The 19,690-nt window shown below is 33.6% G+C and carries 15 protein-coding genes and 3 rRNA genes; 14 read left to right on the top strand and 4 right to left on the bottom strand.

The annotated features are described in order from the left end of the window. Nucleotides 1-229: 229 nt before the first annotated feature. The 4 genes from CSPA_RS19125 to CSPA_RS19110 all read left to right on the top strand — a co-directional run bounded on the left by CSPA_RS19125 (nucleotide 230) and on the right by CSPA_RS19110 (nucleotide 4,880). Nucleotides 230-1,270: a taurine ABC transporter substrate-binding protein gene (locus CSPA_RS19125; RefSeq protein ID WP_015394009.1), complete on the top strand. Its 1,041-nt coding sequence runs from the start codon at nucleotides 230-232 to the stop codon at nucleotides 1,268-1,270. A gap of 99 nt (nucleotides 1,271-1,369) precedes the next feature. Further along, nucleotides 1,370-2,575: an aldo/keto reductase gene (locus tag CSPA_RS19120; protein ID WP_015394008.1), complete on the top strand. Its 1,206-nt coding sequence runs from the start codon at nucleotides 1,370-1,372 to the stop codon at nucleotides 2,573-2,575. 20 nt (nucleotides 2,576-2,595) lie between these two features. Beyond that, nucleotides 2,596-3,237, top strand: a complete 642-nt coding sequence (locus CSPA_RS19115) for an ankyrin repeat domain-containing protein (protein ID WP_015394007.1) — start codon at nucleotides 2,596-2,598, stop codon at nucleotides 3,235-3,237. Between the two features lie 11 nt (nucleotides 3,238-3,248). Continuing rightward, complete coding sequence (locus tag CSPA_RS19110) at nucleotides 3,249-4,880, top strand: tetratricopeptide repeat protein (RefSeq protein WP_015394006.1); 1,632 nt, start codon at nucleotides 3,249-3,251, stop codon at nucleotides 4,878-4,880. Nucleotides 4,881-4,962: 82 nt separating this feature from the next. Here the strand turns inward: CSPA_RS19110 and CSPA_RS19105 are convergent, their stop codons facing one another. Beyond that, nucleotides 4,963-5,298, bottom strand: coding sequence for a rubredoxin-like domain-containing protein (locus CSPA_RS19105; protein ID WP_015394005.1), 336 nt, complete (start codon nucleotides 5,296-5,298; stop codon nucleotides 4,963-4,965). Between the two features lie 403 nt (nucleotides 5,299-5,701). On the opposite strand from CSPA_RS19105, the gene CSPA_RS19100 reads away from it, so the two are divergent. After that, a complete protein-coding gene (locus tag CSPA_RS19100; RefSeq protein WP_015394004.1) occupies nucleotides 5,702-5,890 on the top strand; it encodes a hypothetical protein in 189 nt (62 codons plus the stop codon). Nucleotides 5,891-5,982: 92 nt separating this feature from the next. Then, nucleotides 5,983-7,008, top strand: a complete 1,026-nt coding sequence (locus CSPA_RS19095) for a response regulator (protein ID WP_017810462.1) — start codon at nucleotides 5,983-5,985, stop codon at nucleotides 7,006-7,008. Nucleotides 7,009-7,064: 56 nt separating this feature from the next. Here the strand turns inward: CSPA_RS19095 and CSPA_RS19090 are convergent, their stop codons facing one another. The 3 genes from CSPA_RS19090 to yaaA form a co-directional block, all read right to left on the bottom strand. Further along, nucleotides 7,065-8,279 carry a DUF5105 domain-containing protein gene (locus CSPA_RS19090; RefSeq protein WP_015394002.1) on the bottom strand — a complete coding sequence of 405 codons (1,215 nt, stop codon included), beginning with the start codon at nucleotides 8,277-8,279 and terminating at the stop codon, nucleotides 7,065-7,067. Between the two features lie 363 nt (nucleotides 8,280-8,642). Beyond that, the gene (gene bcp, locus CSPA_RS19085; protein ID WP_015394001.1) at nucleotides 8,643-9,095 is read right to left on the bottom strand and encodes a thioredoxin-dependent thiol peroxidase; all 453 of its coding nucleotides are present in this window, start codon (nucleotides 9,093-9,095) and stop codon (nucleotides 8,643-8,645) included. A gap of 15 nt (nucleotides 9,096-9,110) precedes the next feature. Next, nucleotides 9,111-9,851 carry a peroxide stress protein YaaA gene (gene yaaA, locus CSPA_RS19080; protein ID WP_015394000.1) on the bottom strand — a complete coding sequence of 247 codons (741 nt, stop codon included), beginning with the start codon at nucleotides 9,849-9,851 and terminating at the stop codon, nucleotides 9,111-9,113. Between the two features lie 548 nt (nucleotides 9,852-10,399). Between yaaA and CSPA_RS19075 the strand changes: the two genes are divergently transcribed. The 8 genes from CSPA_RS19075 (at nucleotide 10,400) to lpdD (ending at nucleotide 19,545) form a co-directional block, all read left to right on the top strand. Then, nucleotides 10,400-11,912 (top strand): 16S ribosomal RNA (locus CSPA_RS19075). Between the two features lie 533 nt (nucleotides 11,913-12,445). Continuing rightward, a 23S ribosomal RNA gene (locus tag CSPA_RS19070) occupies nucleotides 12,446-15,355 on the top strand. Nucleotides 15,356-15,711: 356 nt separating this feature from the next. Next, nucleotides 15,712-15,828 (top strand): 5S ribosomal RNA (rrf, locus tag CSPA_RS19065). Together the 16S, 23S and 5S rRNA genes form the textbook arrangement of a ribosomal RNA operon. 251 nt (nucleotides 15,829-16,079) lie before the next feature. Further along, nucleotides 16,080-16,892 carry a sugar phosphate isomerase/epimerase family protein gene (locus tag CSPA_RS19060; RefSeq protein ID WP_015393999.1) on the top strand — a complete coding sequence of 271 codons (813 nt, stop codon included), beginning with the start codon at nucleotides 16,080-16,082 and terminating at the stop codon, nucleotides 16,890-16,892. A gap of 34 nt (nucleotides 16,893-16,926) precedes the next feature. After that, nucleotides 16,927-17,076, top strand: coding sequence for a hypothetical protein (locus tag CSPA_RS29815; RefSeq protein ID WP_017810463.1), 150 nt, complete (start codon nucleotides 16,927-16,929; stop codon nucleotides 17,074-17,076). Nucleotides 17,077-17,078: 2 nt separating this feature from the next. Further along, a complete protein-coding gene (locus CSPA_RS19055; protein WP_015393998.1) occupies nucleotides 17,079-17,501 on the top strand; it encodes a MarR family winged helix-turn-helix transcriptional regulator in 423 nt (140 codons plus the stop codon). Between the two features lie 148 nt (nucleotides 17,502-17,649). Next, nucleotides 17,650-19,140: a UbiD family decarboxylase gene (locus CSPA_RS19050; RefSeq protein ID WP_015393997.1), complete on the top strand. Its 1,491-nt coding sequence runs from the start codon at nucleotides 17,650-17,652 to the stop codon at nucleotides 19,138-19,140. Between the two features lie 60 nt (nucleotides 19,141-19,200). Beyond that, complete coding sequence (gene lpdD / locus CSPA_RS19045; protein WP_015393996.1) at nucleotides 19,201-19,545, top strand: prenylated flavin chaperone LpdD; 345 nt, start codon at nucleotides 19,201-19,203, stop codon at nucleotides 19,543-19,545. The last annotated feature ends 145 nt before the right edge of the window (nucleotides 19,546-19,690 follow it).

Below are 19,690 nucleotides of genomic sequence, written 5' to 3'. Positions count from 1 at the left end.
TAGTCTGAATCTAAATTTAAGATATATTATATGGGGCAATTCGCTGAAAATAGATTATTGAACATTGATAATTGAGACAAGTTAATGAAAACATAAAAAATATAATGTTCAAATTTCTGTATAACAAAACTTAAAAATTAGAAAGATAATAAAATAGAAAATAATTTTTAAGAAAGGAAGGTGAGACGTTACAAATTTCTATATTTAAGATTTGTGTGACGGAAGATAAATGAGACGAAAAAATTTTATTGTAGGACTTATTATATTTGGAGTATTTATGTTTATAATAATATCTAAGCTTTGCAACTATAGAAGCTTAGAAGTTTGGCAAAATAGTAATAAGAGTTTGCCTAGTGAAGTTAGAATAGGATATCAGGTTTCACCTAGTGGAGAATTACTAGCAAAAGCAAATGGAGCTGTTGAAAAAAAATTCCCAAACACTAAAATATATTGGGAAAAATATGATAGTGGGAGGGAGGTAGTTGAAGCTTTAGCTAAAGGATTGATAGATATGGGCAGTCTTGGAACACCTCCAGCAGTTTTAGGTATAGCTAATAATGTTCCTTATAAAATATATTATATTGATGATATCATAGGGGATAGTGAGGCTCTTGTTGTAAAAAAAGATTCAGGAATAAGCTTATTTAGTGATTTGAAAGGTAAAAGAATAGCAACTACTTTTAATTCATCATCACATTATAGTTTGATAAATGCATTAAAATTAAACAAAATTAATCCAGCAGATGTAGAATTAATTGATATGAAAATGCCTGAAATATATTCAGCATGGCAAAGATATGATATAGATGGAGCATATGCATGGGAACCAGTTAAATCGAGATTAGTATCAGAAGGTGGAAAAATTCTAATTACATCTGAAGATTTGGCAAAAAAAGGAGTGGTTACTGGCGAAGTTGGAATTGTTCAAAATGATTTTGCTAGTAAATATCCAAATTTTCTTAAGGAGTATATTTCAGTGTTAAATGATTCTGTACACCAATACAGAGATAAACCTGAAGAATCAGCAATAGCACTTTCTAAAGAATTTAGTTTACCAAAAGATGAAACTATAAAGCTTATGTATGGAGTAACTGTACTTGATGCGAAAGATCAAACTAATCCACAATATATAGGAACTGAAAATAATCCAGGAGGCTTTGCTAAGGTATTGAAGGATACGGGAGATTTTTTAGCTAGTATTAATTCTATTAAAAATTCTCCTGATTTATCAGTTTATCAACAAGCAATATTAAATAACTTATATCAGTAACCCTTGAAAGTGAGGTTGTAATTTTTAGGTGATGTTGGCAAACCACTAGATTTGTTGTAATATACATATATTATATAAATTAATGAGGTGGTTTCAATAATGGAGTCTGAAGGAAAATCTTCACAAATGAAGTATAGGAACGATAGAAAAGGTAATAATATATCTATATTGGGTTATGGATGTATGCGTTTTACAAGAAAGGGAAGCAGCATTGATTTAGATAAAGCAGAAAAGGAAATTATGGCAGCAATTGATAGTGGCATAAACTATTATGATACGGCTTATGTTTATCCAGGTAGTGAAACAGCTCTTGGTGAAATTATAAAGAGGAATAATTGTAGAGATAAAATATTTATTGCAACAAAGCTCCCACATTTCATGGTTAAAGCTAAAAAGGACTTGGAAAAGTATTTTAATGAACAATTAAAAAGACTACAAACAGATTATGTTGATTATTATCTTATACATATGCTTACAGATGTACAGACTTGGAACCGATTAGTAGGTTTTGGACTTATGGAGTGGCTGAAGGAGAAAGTTGATAAGGGACAAATTCGTAATATTGGTTTTTCTTATCATGGAAATACAGAAACTTTTCTTCAGCTTCTTGAGGTCTATGATTGGGATTTCTGTCAAATCCAATATAACTATTTAGATGAACACAGCCAGGCTGGAAAAAGAGGATTGCAAGCTGCAAGTAAAAAAGGCATTCCGGTGATTATAATGGAGCCATTACGTGGAGGAAGGCTTGTTAATTTGTTGCCTGAAAAAGCTAAGAATATAATAAAAGAAAATTCAAGGAAACGTACTCCAGCAGAATGGTCTTTTAGGTGGCTTTGGAATCAACCTGAAGTTACTTGTGTATTATCAGGAATGAATTCTCTTGAAATGCTTCGAGAAAATATAGAAGTTGCTAAAAATGTTGATATAGATGAATTCACAAAGGAAGACTTTGAATTAATAGAGCAGGTTAAGAAAGAGATTAACAGCAATATTAAAGTAGGATGTACAGGCTGTGGTTATTGCATGCCATGTCCAAAGGGAGTGGATATTCCAGGAACTTTTCATTCTTATAATCTTATGTATTCTGAAAATAAGAAATCTGGAAGACATAACTATCTTATGTGCACTGCAATACGTAAGAATCCGAGCAGTGCTTCACAGTGTGTTGAATGTGGTAAATGCGAACAGCATTGTCCTCAGCACATAGAAATTAGAAAAGAGTTAAAAAAAGCTAGTAAAGAATTAGAAACACCAGTATATAAGATAGCCAAAACAGCTATAAAATTATTTAAGAGGTTATAACACTCTAGTTGGAGGAAATTATGAATATTAGTGAAATTTTGTTTGGGCCAAAAACAAAATCTATTTTAAGAAGTATAAAAAAAGGGAACATAGAAGAAATTAATTCTTTTATACAAAATGGTGGCAATGTTAATGAAGTAAATGATGAAAGGAGTCTTCTTCATTTCGCTATAGATAATTGTGAAGATAACTATTACGAAGTAATTGAACTTTTAATAAATAGTGGCGCGGATATAAACAGTACTCAAAGCCATACTAAAGAGACGCCTTTACACAGAGTGTGTGCCAGAATTAGACCTAGAATGGATGTTGTTAAATTATTATTAGAAAGAGGATCAGATGTAAATATTGAAAATATATCAGGTAAGACTCCTATTTTTCACTGTAATTTTAGTTTTTCAGTTGAACTTTTGAAGCTTCTCCTTGATTATGGAGCAGATATAAAACATACTGATAAATATAACAATACTATATTACATGAGGATTATGTATTGTGTGGAGATAAATATGATTTTGAAGAGTATTTAAAATTTATTTTATCACTTGGAATAGATATAAACTCAGAAAATAATGTTGGACATACACCTTTATTTCTTTGCAAAAATAAAGACATTGGCAATATATTATTTGAATACAGTAAAAAAAGTGAACTTAAATCATAGGAGGAATTATTTTGTCAGAGAAAAATAAAAAATATCATATTACTAAGATTTCTAATGCAAAAGTCAATGAAAGTTCTGGAACAATACTTGAAGCAGAAAAGCGCTTATCAGAATCAATGATTTGGAAATTACAGTCGGATTTTTTTGCAAATCAGGGACCAGAAGCGTGGATTAAAGGTATTGTGCCTCAATATATAACAACAAATCCTTATATTGCAAACCAATATGCTAAAACTGTTTTTGGATATTTAAGAGATTATGCTGCGAGAGAGGATATGGATAAAAATGCTGTTATATATATAATGGAACTTGCAGCTGGAGTAGGTAGATTTACCTATACTTTTTTAAAAAGATTTTTGCAGCTAATTGAAAACTCTTCATTGAAAAATATAAAATTTAAATATTTAGTAACAGATTTTGCAGAAAGAAATATTGAATATTGGCAAAATCATAGTTTCTTAAAACCTTATTTTGAATCAGGGATACTTGATTGTGCAACCTTTGATATATCTAAGGATGAAGAGATTAAACTTAGATATAGCGGGGAAGTTTTATCAAGTGGAAAAATGAAAAATCCTTTGATTTTATTTGCTAATTATACTTTTGACAGTTTACCTCAAGATACTTTTTATGTAAATGAAGGGGAGATTTTTGAAGGGTTAATTTCTATTACGTCTCAAGGTGAAAATAATGATCCTAATGATAAATCAATACTTGCAGGATTAGATTATTATTATACAGATAAAAAAATAGAAGATATGAATTATTATGAAGATAAGATTTTAAATGATGTATTGAAGCATTATAAGAAATCTTTAGAAGATACAGCATTTTACATGCCTATAATTGGGTTAAGATGTATTACTAGATTAAGAAAGCTATTTAACGATGATGTGATTTTGATATCAGCTGATAAAGGGTACAAAAATGAAGAGGTTATGAATAAAAACTATCATCCATATTTATCAAAGCATGGATGTGTTTCTATGACAGTAAACTTTCATGCCTTGGAATTATATTTTAAAGGTCTTGGTGGAAAAGCAATTCATAGCATATATGATCATGAAAGTATCAATGTATCTTTATTTATGCTTAGTCAAAGTAATCATGATCTTATAGAAACTTCAATGGCTTATAATGAAGTTATTGAAACTATAGGACCTGATGATTTTTATAATATGAAAAAAGCAATTATGCCTTTAAGTTCATCGCTAACAACTAAAGAACTTTTAACTTTTTTAAGATTTACAATATGGGATTCAAGAACCTTACTTGAATTGTATAATATATTACTTGAAAGAATACCAAGTGAAGAAGATTTTCCTAAAGATGAGTTAATTACTGCGATCAATAAAGCTTGGGAATATTATTTCCCTATTGGCGAAGAAGGAGATTTGGGATATTACTTTGGCTCAATATTAGGTTATCTTGGTCAAGATGAAGATGCTCTTAGATTTTTTGAGTCTTCTTTAGAGTTTTATGGTGAATGTCCAGAAACAAATTATGAAATTGCACTTTGCTATTATAATTTACAACAAGTGGATAAAGCACTTGAATATGCAGAGAAAGCTTTAAATATAGATCCTGATTTTGAAGAAGGACTAAATTTAAAGAACATGATTATTGAAATATTAACTGATTAATGATAATTAAAAAGCTGGGAATACATTATGCATTCCCAGCTTTTTGATAATTATAGCTAACTACATTATAAACGTATTTACTTTACCATTTTCCTTTAGACATGTGTCCTGCTAATTCAGCTTTTGATATTTGCTTAATAGTCCAAGCATCTTTTTTTGCTTTTTCAAAAGCAGCAACACAATTAGGATCTAATTTTAAGTCTATTCCTTCTATAGAGAGTTTTGCGATTTTATCAGCCAATTCAATTATCTCCATATGGATATCGTTAGTTCTGTCAGATTGATAAATTTTATCAGCTTCTTCACTCGACAGCTCAACAAACTTATCCTTTGGAACTCCGCATTTTGGACATTTTTCTGGAGCTTCTAAACCTTCACATACAAAACCACATACACTACATTTGAATAATTTTTTCATGTCTTTTCCTCCCTTTAATAATCATTATTATTTTATAAAATACAGTACATACTATTAATTCTATTTTATTAAACAAATTCCTTCTTATAAAGAAAAAATAAAAAACTTTTTTGAATACAAAAAATGACATAAAAATACAAATGCCTGTGATAAAATTTATATATAAATACTGTTTTTAAATATTTAATTAAAAAAGAAGTGAATAAAATGTATTTATTTCTCTATAATGCCTATATTAGCAGCTATTTATAAGAAAAATGAAATATTGTTTGGTTATGAAAGGGGTTAATTAGATGAATACCAGAGTTATGTGTATTAAACCTAATATAAGTAGTTGAAATATTAGGTTTAACAAAATATTGAGAATTATTACATGGTCAATGTATGAGGGGAGAAACAAAGAATGAATTTGGAAGAAAAGTACAAAGATATAATTGAAGTATTTGCAAAATCGAGCAAAAAAGATGATGGGTTTGAGTCTGATAGTTATATTCATAAGAAAAGTAAATTTAAAGGGGATTTTGAATATGACTATTTAAACAATGATAACAAAAAAAGAAACAAAAAAGATAGAAATAAGAGATGTATTTAAAATAGTCTTGAGGTATCTATCAAATGGTAAGCATCTCAGAAAAATTGAGATGCTTTGTTAATTTAAGGGCATATTTTAAAGGGGGAGACAAGATGAAAAAAATTAAAGTACTTTTTGTAGATGATGAACTTAATGTATTAAATGCAATAAAAAGAATAACATTACTTGAAGATTTCGAATCTCTTTTTTCTATGAGTGGAGAAAAAGCTTTAGAAGAATTTGAAAATAATGAGATTGCTGTTATTGTTACAGATATGAGAATGCCAAAGATGAATGGATTAGATCTTTTGGAAAAAGTTAAAGAAATATCTCCTAATACTGTTAGAATGGTGCTTTCGGGATATGCTCAAATGTCCCAGGTAATAGCAACGGTTAATAAAGTTGGCGTTTTTAAATATATTACAAAACCTTGGAATAATGAAGAAGAATTTCTTCCAGCAATTCATGAAGCTATAAAATATTATAAATTAGAGGATGAAAATGAAGCTTTTAAGATTCAACTATTAGAAAAGAACAAGTTATATCAAAAAATGTTAAATATGAATAATGACTTAATAAAGAATAGTCAAAAGGACATAGCTTATATTAAAGCTGTGAGTAAAATTATTTTTGATATAAAAAACAATATGTATGAGCTTTTAAGAGACGAATGTCTAAGACAAAAACCTTTCAGTGAACAAATTGATAAGGTGTTTTTTCAATATTTAGAAACAGTACCTAGTGTTATTGAAGTATTTAATTTAAATGCTTTTAGAGATGGGTTTGATGAGTTGAAAAAAAATAATGTGGCTGTTATTTTTGATGATCAAAATGTTGTTAATATTAATTATTTGGGAAATAGAAAAGTCCTAGAATTAATATTTAATAAGGTTTTGGAAGTTATTGCGTGGAAAGCAAAAAAAGAAGAATTACTCTTAAATATTAAAAATATTGATACACTAAAGCTTAATCTTTTTGTAAAAAATAAGGATGCCTTTAATGACATCATTAATGATAAAGAAGCTATGTTGATATTAAACTTTTTAGATGCTTTGGGAAAAATATTTGGAGGTAAAGTTACTGTAGTTCCAGAGAAATTTGTAATTATTATGAATACTGCTTTAAAAATAATGGATTAGGAGTTGATGGATATGAAAATATAAAGCAGATGAAAATATTTCATCTGCTTTATAAATTAATTCATACTCATTTCTCCAATAGTTTCAATGTACTTTTTAGTATTTGATGGTATCCATAAATCTCCAATTTTAGTAAAGCTAAAAGAGTTTGATTTGCTACCAGAAGTTATCTGTGCGTTATTAATTGCATTAATAAGGTTTGTAGCAAAAGCATCCATAATTTTTTGCTTATCAGTAATTCTTCCAGATATTACTTGATTTTTAGTTGTGGTTCCAACCTGATTTACAATTGAGTTTAAGTTTAAAGAGGTTGAAGTAACTTTAACTTGCGCTGTATTATTTGCTTTAGATACTTCTTCAAAAGTTGCAGAAGTCTTACTCATTCCGTTTCTTAATGCATCTAGTATGCTTTGAATTTGGCTATCAGATAATGAAACACCTAATTTAGAAAATTGTTTTTTGAAATCATTAAAATCAGTTTTATTCATACCCTTAATAATTCTATCTCCAAATGCTTTGCTATAACCAAGTTTCTCCATACCGCTGCTATCTTCTTTGATTACTAGATTCCAGAAAACTTCAGCACTTTCTTTTGGAGAAATACTTTCTTCGTTAATACTTAAATCATGATTGTCTTTAGAGGTTGCTAATCTAACTAATTTATATCCAAAATTAGTTTCATCATCTGCAACCCAATATTTGTTAACTTTTTTAAATTTAAAGGTATTTGAAGCTTTATCAGAGCTTATTTCAGCACTCTTCAATTCTTCAGCAAGTTTGACTAAATAAATTTCGCTAAATTTTTTATTTTCTTCATCATTGTTTGCAAAATTCATTTTGTCAGTTTCGTCTAAAGCAGCGACAGAAGCTTTTTCATCTATTTTTTTTATATCAAAATTAGTAGCTGAGATTTCTACTTCAGCTTGATCTACTGACTTAGAAATTTGTTTGGTCTCATAAGTGATTTTTGAAAGTGCTTCTTTATAAGCATCAGAGATTGAATTTAATTGTTCATCTGAAGCAGCATATCCCATCAAAAGAAGGTTTTTTTTCAATTCACTCTTTATCTTATCTTGATAGTCTTTTATTAGCTTATCTTTATCGGCATCTGATAAACCTATTTTTTGAATGTTTTGAGCATCAGATTTAAAAATCAATGAACAGTAAATGTCCGCTGAATTTTTTGCGGCATTAGTATCGCACCCACTAAATAGAAAACTAAATAGCAGTACTACTAATACTGTAAAACTAAGTATTCTTTTTTTCATCATTATTTACACCCCTAATATTATTTTCTCTATCAATAAATGACAAAATATATTATAACATCCAATTAAGTAAATTAACAACTACATTTTTAGCACTATTTTGCTAAAAATAGTCATATTTATTAATAATGATTCCGTTTGTTGTAAAAGTAAATTTTTAAATATAGTAACGAAGTTTAATAATATATGATATTGCAGTGAATAATGTTTTTATTGCGAAGGGGATTTGCTTTATGAAAAAATTAATTGCATTAAGGTTAAACTTTTGTTTGTTTCGTTTTGTGTAATCTTGAGGAGGTTTGTTGTATAAAAAGTAGCTTTCACAGTTAAACATAAACTGTGAAAGCTACTTTTAATCTAATCAATTTAGATGGTTTCTAACATATCGGTTGGATTTTTTGCAGCATTTACCTTCGAAAAGGCTTTTATAATTATTCCATTTTCATCAATTAAATATGTAGTTCTTACAACACCCATTGTCTTCTTCCCATACATATTTTTTTCTTTCCACACGTCATAAGCTTCAATAATTTTTTTCTCTGTATCTGAAAGTAAAGTGAAGTTTAGATTGTACTTATCAGCAAATTTTCTGTGAGATTCTACAGAATCTTTACTTATACCAATAACTTCTGCACCCTTTTCTTGAAAATCAGGATATCTTTCTGCAAAACCGCAAGCTTGCTTTGTACATCCTGCAGTATTATCTTTTGAATAAAAATACAATACAATTTTCCTACCTCTAAAATCTGATAGTGATGTTTCCTTTCCATCTTGGTTTAATAGCTTAAAATCAGGGGCCTTTGTTCCGAATTCTAACATAATTTTTTCATCCTCCTATTCTTTTATAAAGACAATATTTTTATTATTTGATTTTTCCTTATTAAATTTATAACCGAGTCTATTAAAGTTCTTTATTTCTGATATTGTTTCAATTTTTTCCTCAGCCATAAATCTAACCATTTCACCTCTGGCCATTTTAGCTAAGGTTCCTTTGGTTAAAATTTTACCTTCTTTATACTCACCAAAAGTGCATGATATCAATTGAACTTTTTTATTTAAATAATTTTCAATACATTTGCTATATTCTTTAGATGCAAGGTTTAAGACAATATTTGTATTTTTATATAGTTTATTAAATAAGCTGTCCCCCCAGTAATCATATAAGTCTTTATAACCTGAAAGCTTTATTGGAGCTTGCATTTCAAGACGATATGGCACGACGCCATCAAATGGTTTAAGAATTCCATAAAAACCAGATAGAATATATAAATGATTTTCAACATAATCTAATTGATCAAGATCAAATACATTTGGAGAAATATACTGATATTGTATTCCTTCGTATGCTAATATAGCAGGAGTAAGTTTTTCCGTAAGATTCATATTAGTGAAGTATTCAAAGCTTGTCTTAGCAATTTTATCACTACATTTCCATAAAATCTTAGCTTCGTCATAGCTTAAATTTTGAATATACTTCATTAATAATTCTGTTTTGTCTAAAAAACAGGGCATATTATATTTTTCGATTTCTGTGTCTAACTGCATCTTTTTTGCTGGTGATATAATTATCTTCAACTGATATTTCCTCCATATTGTTATAGATAGGTTAAGTGCATTTTTATTTATATTGCAAATACTACTTTTTATTTGAACTAATTTGATGTTCGCTTGTTTTTATTATATCACAATTAGGTTTTTGTTTGAGAGTTTAGGGAAAATGCAATTACTGAATAAATATAATTGATTTTAGATTCTCACTTTTTTCAGAATTTCTTAAATTTAGGTATAAAGTATTAATTTAGAACTTAAAATAAAGAATAAAAAAGTTATTGACAGACATAAATGAAAATGTTAAGATGAAAAACGTCGCTGAGATGCATCAACAATTTTAAATGAATTGATTGATAAAAGTTATAAAGACAGCTTAAAAGATTCTGAAAAAAGTTATTGACAGAGCATCTAGGTGATGATATAATTAATAGGTTATCAGAAACGACAGCAAACGATTAAAGATTATAGCGAAAGCTGTAAGAAAGAAAATGGTCTTTGAAAATTGAACAGAATAAGATAAATACATTTAAGTAAACCAGCAATTTTTATTTGAGTAAGCTAAGATTAAACTTTTTATTGAGAGTTTGATCCTGGCTCAGGACGAACGCTGGCGGCGTGCTTAACACATGCAAGTCGAGCGATGAAATTCTTTCGGGAATGGATTAGCGGCGGACGGGTGAGTAACACGTGGGTAACCTACCTCATAGAGGGGAATAGCCTTTCGAAAGGAAGATTAATACCGCATAAGATTGTAGTACCGCATGGTGCAGCAATTAAAGGAGTAATCCGCTATGAGATGGACCCGCGTCGCATTAGCTAGTTGGTGAGGTAACGGCTCACCAAGGCGACGATGCGTAGCCGACCTGAGAGGGTGATCGGCCACATTGGGACTGAGACACGGCCCAGACTCCTACGGGAGGCAGCAGTGGGGAATATTGCACAATGGGGGAAACCCTGATGCAGCAACGCCGCGTGAGTGATGACGGTCTTCGGATTGTAAAGCTCTGTCTTCAGGGACGATAATGACGGTACCTGAGGAGGAAGCCACGGCTAACTACGTGCCAGCAGCCGCGGTAATACGTAGGTGGCAAGCGTTGTCCGGATTTACTGGGCGTAAAGGGAGCGTAGGTGGATATTTAAGTGGGATGTGAAATACTCGGGCTTAACCTGGGTGCTGCATTCCAAACTGGATATCTAGAGTGCAGGAGAGGAAAGTAGAATTCCTAGTGTAGCGGTGAAATGCGTAGAGATTAGGAAGAATACCAGTGGCGAAGGCGACTTTCTGGACTGTAACTGACACTGAGGCTCGAAAGCGTGGGGAGCAAACAGGATTAGATACCCTGGTAGTCCACGCCGTAAACGATGAATACTAGGTGTGGGGGTTGTCATGACCTCCGTGCCGCCGCTAACGCATTAAGTATTCCGCCTGGGGAGTACGGTCGCAAGATTAAAACTCAAAGGAATTGACGGGGGCCCGCACAAGCAGCGGAGCATGTGGTTTAATTCGAAGCAACGCGAAGAACCTTACCTAGACTTGACATCTCCTGAATTACTCTGTAATGGAGGAAGCCCTTCGGGGCAGGAAGACAGGTGGTGCATGGTTGTCGTCAGCTCGTGTCGTGAGATGTTGGGTTAAGTCCCGCAACGAGCGCAACCCTTATTGTTAGTTGCTACCATTTAGTTGAGCACTCTAGCGAGACTGCCCGGGTTAACCGGGAGGAAGGTGGGGATGACGTCAAATCATCATGCCCCTTATGTCTAGGGCTACACACGTGCTACAATGGCTGGTACAGAGAGATGCTAAACCGCGAGGTGGAGCCAAACTTTAAAACCAGTCTCAGTTCGGATTGTAGGCTGAAACTCGCCTACATGAAGCTGGAGTTGCTAGTAATCGCGAATCAGAATGTCGCGGTGAATACGTTCCCGGGCCTTGTACACACCGCCCGTCACACCATGAGAGTTGGCAATACCCAAAGTTCGTGAGCTAACGCGCAAGCGAGGCAGCGACCTAAGGTAGGGTCAGCGATTGGGGTGAAGTCGTAACAAGGTAGCCGTAGGAGAACCTGCGGCTGGATCACCTCCTTTCTATGGAGAAATCTAGACCAACATGATGTTTGGCTAGTACAGATACATTTATGTATCAAAATTAAAATACTTACTCGACAGGTTGCTTAAAGTATTTGTTCTGTTCAATTTTGAAAGACTAAGTCTTTCAAAAAAATTTTGCTAAAAAACAGCAAAATTGTTGCGTAGCTTAGTAGCAACAAGTGCGAGGAAGCAAAAATTTTATGAAATGAAGCGTACTTCACGTAAGTGAATGAATAAAATTTGCAGCTGACGAAGCAATTGGTGGTAATAAGCAAGCAAGTTGTTCTTTGAAAATTGCACATAGATTTGATGTATATATAAAATACAACAAAGCCAAGAATATATATTCTTTGTGATATGACTAGGTAAATTAAGTGTTTGAATAAAATAATTAATTTGCCAAAAGCGAAGCTTAGTAGGGACAAGAACGAGGAAGCAAAAATTTTAGGAAACGAGCGTACTTCATGTACGTGAGTGAGTAAAATTTGCAGCTGACGAAGTTATTGGTGCTAATAAGCAAGCGAACCAAAGGTCAAGCTACAAAGGGCGTATGGTGAATGCCTTGGCATCAGGAGCCGATGAAGGACGCGATAAGCTGCGATAAGCTTCGGGTAGACGCACATAGTCAGAGATCCGAAGATTTCCGAATGAGGAAACTCACATGGGAAACCCCATGTATCATAAAGTGAATACATAGCTTTATGAAGGTAAACCCAGGGAACTGAAACATCTAAGTACCTGGAGGAAGAGAAAGAAAAATCGATTTTCTTAGTAGCGGCGAGCGAAAAGGAAAGAGCCCAAACCAGAGATTTATCTCTGGGGTTGCGGACAGAACATAACGTGAAATTATTGTTAACCGAACACAACTGGAAAGTTGGACCATAGGGGGTAATAGTCCTGTAGGTGAAAATAATAATGAACAGTTCTGCACCAGAGTACCACGAGACACGTGAAACCTTGTGGGAAGCAGGGAGGACCACCTCCCAAGGCTAAATACTACCTGATGACCGATAGTGAAGCAGTACCGTGAGGGAAAGGTGAAAAGAACCCCGGGAGGGGAGTGAAATAGAACCTGAAACCATATGCCTACAACCGATCAGAGCACCTTACGTGTGTGATGATGTGCTTTTTGTAGAACGAGCCAACGAGTTACGGTATGTAGCGAGGTTAAGTACTTAAGGTACGGAGCCGAAGGGAAACCGAGTCTTAATAGGGCGATTAGTTGCATGCTGTAGACCCGAAACCGGGTGACCTATCCATGGCCAGGTTGAAGCGAGGGTAAAACCTCGTGGAGGACCGAACCACGTTGCTGTTGAAAAAGCATGGGATGAGCTGTGGATAGCGGAGAAATTCCAATCGAACTCGGATATAGCTGGTTCTCCTCGAAATAGCTTTAGGGCTAGCGTCGGAAAATGTGAGTAGTGGAGGTAGAGCACTGAATAGGCTAGGGGGCATAGCGCTTACCGAACCTTATCAAACTCCGAATGCCATATACTATCAGTCCGGCAGTCAGACTGTGAAAGATAAGTTCCATGGTCAAAAGGGAAACAGCCCAGATCGTCAGCTAAGGTCCCAAAGTGTAAGTTAAGTGGAAAAGGATGTGGGATTTCTAAGACAACTAGGATGTTGGCTTAGAAGCAGCCACTCATTAAAAGAGTGCGTAATAGCTCACTAGTCAAGAGATCCTGCGCCGAAAATGTCCGGGGCTCAAACTTACCACCGAAGCTACGGGTTCACGCTTATGCGTGAGCGGTAGAGGAGCGTCGTAATCGGGCTGAAGTCGTACCGAAAGGAGCGGTGGACTGATTACGAGTGAGAATGTTGGCATTAGTAGCGAGATGTAGGTGAGAATCCTACAGGCCGAATATCTAAGGTTTCCTGAGTAAAGTTTGTCTTCTCAGGGTTAGTCGGGACCTAAGGCGAGGCCGAAAGGCGTAGTCGATGGACAATTGGTTGATATTCCAATACCACTATCATCGTTAATATCGAGGGTGTGACGGAGAAGGATAGGATGTGCTAGCTATTGGATGCTAGTCTAAGCGTTTAGGGAGTTGGGATTGGCAAATCCGTTCCAACAATTCTGAGGCGTGATGGGGAAGGTTCTACGGAACCGAAGTATCTGATTCCATGCTTCCAAGAAAAGCATCTAGAGAGAGAAGTAGTGCCCGTACCGCAAACCGACACAGGTAGATGAGGAGAGAATCCTAAGGCCGACGGAAGAATTGCAGTTAAGGAACTAGGCAAATTGACCCCGTAACTTCGGGAGAAGGGGTGCCTGCGAAAGCAGGTCGCAGAGAATAGGCACAAGCAACTGTTTAACAAAAACACAGGTCTCTGCTAAAGCGAAAGCTGATGTATAGGGGCTGACGCCTGCCCGGTGCTGGAAGGTTAAGGGGAATACTTAGCAGTAATGCGAAGGTATGAACTTAAGCCCCAGTAAACGGCGGCCGTAACTATAACGGTCCTAAGGTAGCGAAATTCCTTGTCAGGTAAGTTCTGACCCGCACGAATGGCGTAATGACTTGTGCACTGTCTCAACTGCAAATCCGGCGAAGTTGTAGTGCGAGTGAAGATGCTCGCTACCCGCGATTGGACGGAAAGACCCCGTAGAGCTTTACTGTAGCTTAGCATTGAATTTCGGTATTGTCTGTACAGGATAGGTGGGAGACTGGGAAACTAGGGCGTCAGCTTTAGTGGAGTCGTTGTTGGGATACCACCCTGATAGTATTGAAGTTCTAACTGGATGCCATGAAACTGGTGACAGGACATTGTTAGGTGGGCAGTTTGACTGGGGCGGTCGCCTCCTAAAATGTAACGGAGGCGCCCAAAGGTTCCCTCAGAACGGTCGGAAATCGTTCGAAGAGTGCAAAGGCAGAAGGGAGCCTGACTGCGACACCTACAAGTGGAGCAGGGACGAAAGTCGGGCTTAGTGATCCGGTGGTACCTCGTGGGAGGGCCATCGCTCAACGGATAAAAGCTACCTCGGGGATAACAGGCTGATCTCCCCCAAGAGTTCACATCGACGGGGAGGTTTGGCACCTCGATGTCGGCTCGTCGCATCCTGGGGCTGAAGTAGGTCCCAAGGGTTGGGCTGTTCGCCCATTAAAGCGGCACGCGAGCTGGGTTCAGAACGTCGTGAGACAGTTCGGTCCCTATCCGTCGCGGGCGTAGGAAATTTGAGAGGAGCTGTCCTTAGTACGAGAGGACCGGGATGGACTGACCTATGGTGTACCAGTTGTTTCGCCAGAAGCATAGCTGGGTAGCTAAGTCGGGAAGGGATAAACGCTGAAAGCATCTAAGTGTGAAGCCCCCCTCAAGATGAGATTTCCCATAGCATAAGCTAGTAAGACCCCTTGAAGACTACAAGGTTGATAGGTCAGAGGTGTAAGTGTGGTAACATATTTAGCTGACTGATACTAATAGGTCGAGGGCTTGACCAATAAGTTAAGTTGTAAAAAATACATTAAAAAGAGAGGAAACTCGACTCACTGGCGTTCGCTGAGTAAGTTCGAGAAACCAAATGTAAAAGCTCGCAGAGAAAGTTCTGCTAACCAAATGTAAAATTTGGAGCATCACTTTTTGGACTCTCACTTATGTGCAATTTTGAAAGAACAAATCTTTCAAGTAAAGTAATTACAAAATTACTGAAAAATTGTATAAGCGATGAATTAGAGTTCTTTTTTAAAGGAAACTCGACTCACATTCGTTCGCTGAGTACAGTTCATAAGGAATACAAATCACTAATCTGATTTGCATAAGTTTTTCAACCAAATCGTAGATTTGGGAAAAGCTAATATCTCGTGGTGATGGCATAGAGGTAACACTCCTTCCCATTCCGAACAGGAAAGTTAAGGTCTATAGCGCCAATGGTACTGCATGGGAGACTGTGTGGCAGAATAGGACGTTGCGAGGTAAGATAAACCGATAGTTATTATAACTATCGGTTTTTTTGAATTAAATTAACAAGAATGATAATTGGATTTTACAGTTCTATAATTAATCTTTAACAAATGAAAGATATAATTAGAAGGAGAAAATAATCAAAGGCTATTCCGATTTCTTAAAAAGTTCTATCAGAAGATGTTGTAGTTAAAAAGTATAATATTAAAGCATCTTAAATAGAAAAGTACATAGAAAATAACCAAAAAATAAGGAGGCAAATTAATGGGAATTTTAATTAGTACTAATCTATATAATACGAAAGAATTTGAAAAATTGTTTGAATTGCTAGAGATAACAGAGGATACAAATGTTGGAATTGAAATCTTTCCAATTTGGAATGATGCAGAGTTTGAAAATAAGTTAAAAGAAAATATTAATAAGATTAAAAGCAGAAATATATCCTTCCATGGTCCATATTATAATTCTGAACATTCAGCAAAAAAAGGAACTTCGGCCTATGACCGCACTATGGATTATATGAAAAAAACCTTAGAATATGCGCAAATGTTAAATAGTAACTATATTATTTATCATCATAATAATAGAAAAGTATCATTTAAAGAAAAATTAGAGATGATAAAAAATTCAAATGAAAATTTAATGGAGATAAACAATATAGCTAAGAAGTACAATCAAGAAATAGTAGTAGAGAATTGTGGTGTGCTTAGCAATGATAATATGTTGCTTAATGAGAATGAATTTATTGAGTTATGTAGATTTATTCCCAATAAAGTAGTACTAGATATAGGTCATGCTAATTGTAATGGTTGGAATTTAGAAAAAGTAATTAAAAAGCTTAAATTTAAAATAGTAGCTTATCATGTTCATAATAATTATGGGTGGATAGACGAACACAATAGGATTTATGATGGAAATATAGATTTTGAAAAATTCATAAAAATATATAAAAGATCAACTCCAGATACGGACTTGGTTATTGAGTATTCTAGAAACTTAAATAATGATTTGCAAGGTATTACAAAGGATATTAAACAATTAGGAGAATTGCTATTAGTCGAACCAATTGCAAATTAGAGATAATTATACTAGTAATAAGTAAAAATAGTAAATGTTTTTTTACCTAAGATTTATTGATGATATGAATAAAAAATTAGAATTAAAAGCTATTCATATGAGAATGGCTTTTTTAAATTTGACAAGGATAATTGAAAAAGATAAAATATTTGTTAAGACAAGTATTTTATTGGAGGAAATGTAAATATGAATAAATTTGATAATTCATTAGGATATTTGCTAGGGATTGCTGCAGCAATAAATAAGAACGAATTATATTCTGTGCTAGCGCCATACGATATTACTCCAGAGCAATTTACTTTGCTTACAAAACTTGATATAGATCCATCAAAAGGGAAAACCCAAAGACAATTGGCACATGAATCTTATAAAGATGAAGCAAATATAACTAGGATATTAAAAAAATTAGAATTAAAAGGTTACGTTCAAAAAATTGTAGATAGTAAAGATAAGAGAAATAATTTTGTTTTTCTTACAGAGGAAGGACAGAATTTGCTTAATCTCTTACAGCCATTAATAATTGATTATAGGAAACGAATGTTAAAAAATCTTTCTGAAGAAGAAATTTTGACGATGAAGAAAATGTTAAAAAGGATTATAGAATATTGATACTTTTAGAAAATTAAAGCTTTTAGTATTTATTAATTGTCTGTAAGTGATTATCAATATTTACTTGTCTTGACAAGCAATATGAAAATTTAACTTTTTATTTTTTGTAATTAATATTTATTAAATTAAAAAATTAGGAGGTGTTTACATGAATAGGATTAAAAGTTTTAGAGGTTATATAGAAAAATTAAATGAAATTGGAGAAGTAAAAGAAATTAATCAAGAAGTAGATTGGAATTTAGAAATGGGAGCAATTATTCGTTGGTGTAATGAAAACGGGGCTCCTTCACCACTTTTTAATAAAATTAAAGATGTTGAAGAAGGTTTTCGTGCCATAGGGGCTCCAGCTGGAGTAAGTAGACAAAAAGATTTATATTTATCACGGTATGCAATTTCCATAGGAATGAAACCAAATTCAACAGGTAAAGAAATCTTAGAAGCGTTAGTTGAAGGGTATAGCAAAAATCCAGTTCCTCCTACAATAGTTTCTAACGCATCTTGTAAGGAAAATATTTTATTAGGTGAAGATGTTGACTTATTTAAACTTCCAGTGCCATATGCTCATGATGGTGATGGGGGAAGATATATTAATACGTGGGGAACAATTATGGTTCAATCTCCAGATAAGAAGTGGATTAACTGGTCAATTGCTCGTATTATGATTAAAGATAAAAGAACAATGGTAGGTATGGTTGCTGGTGGACAACATATAGGAAAGGTTAGAAAGATGTGGGCAGACATCGGTAAGAATACACCATTTGCAATTGCATTTGGAACTGAACCAATGATACCACTTGTTGCAGGATCAACATTGGTTTCAGAGGGAAATAATGAAGCAGATTATATAAGTGGGTATTATGGAGAACCTATTGAACTTATTAAGGCAGAAACTAATGATATTCTTGTACCAGCTAATTCAGAAATAATTTTAGAAGGAACATTATCATCAAGTGAAACTGAGATGGAAGGACCAATGGGAGAGTATTCTGGTTATCTAATAAAAAACTCAAAGTCAGAAAAACCCATATATAATGTGACAGCTATGACATATAGAAATAAACCAATTTATCCTATAGTTGTAGCTGGAGCACCAATTGATGATGATCATCCAGTAATGGGAATTGGAGCATGTGCTGAAATATTAAATAGCTTAAGAAAGCATAAAATTCCAGTAACAATGGTATGGATGCCTTTTGAAGTTGCTTGTACTTGGCTTGTTATTACGATACCTAAAAAATGGAGAGAAATATTGAAGTGCAACACTAAGGAGTTTATGAAGAAAATTGGAGATGCCGTATATGCCTGTAAAGGAAGTTTTCTTTCGCCTAAAATTATTGTTGTAAATGATGATATTGATCCAACTGATACAAATCAAGTAATATGGGCCTTTGGAACTCGTAATCATCAATCAAAAGAGATATATTTTAGACCAGATAGTAGAGTAATAGGTTTAATTCCATATTTAGATTCAGAAGAAAAGAAAGTATTTAAAACAACAGCATGTATTTTTAATTGCTTATGGCCTGAAGATTTAGAATATGCTGATTATCACATTACAAGTTCATATAAAGGTGCATTTCCAAAAGAAGTTCAAGAAAATGCACTAGATAAATTAATAAAAGCAGGATTTTTAGAGTGATTTAAAATAAGTAAAGTCGTAGAAGTAAAGCTATATTTAATTAAGAGGGTGGTTACATAAATGAATAAAAATGAAATACTTCCTAACATTTCTGTAGAAAGTCATTTTGTAGGAAAAGATGTTATTTTTATAGTAACTGGTGGGTTGGCTCATATAGGAGCTGTAGCAACAGCTTATTTTGATGAACAGGGGGTTACTGTATCTTGCAAACAGTTACCACATCATAAAGAAGGGGAACTGGCTACTCAGATGGCTGAGAAAGCAGCTTCAAAACTTCAAGTTAATGTTACTGTCATTGTAGGTATTCATATTGATAATGCAACTTACAAACAAATAGTTCAACTTGTTGATATTGCACAAAGGGAATTTGATAAAGAGATTATCATATTTGCTGAAAAAAACTAAAAATATTGTATAATAAAGAAATATTTGTTGAATTAAAAGATACCAATTGTATTGCTTATTGAGTTTAATGTAATAATTTGCTAAAATATGTAGTGGGTATATATAGTTTAAGCGTGAGAATTAGCGTTTTTACTAGAGGATTATT

It is taken from the genome of Clostridium saccharoperbutylacetonicum N1-4(HMT) (assembly GCF_000340885.1).
Classification (GTDB): Bacteria; Bacillota; Clostridia; order Clostridiales; family Clostridiaceae; genus Clostridium; species Clostridium saccharoperbutylacetonicum.
Note: the sequence above shows the minus strand (reverse complement) of the source record. Positions and strands in the feature narration are given on the sequence as shown.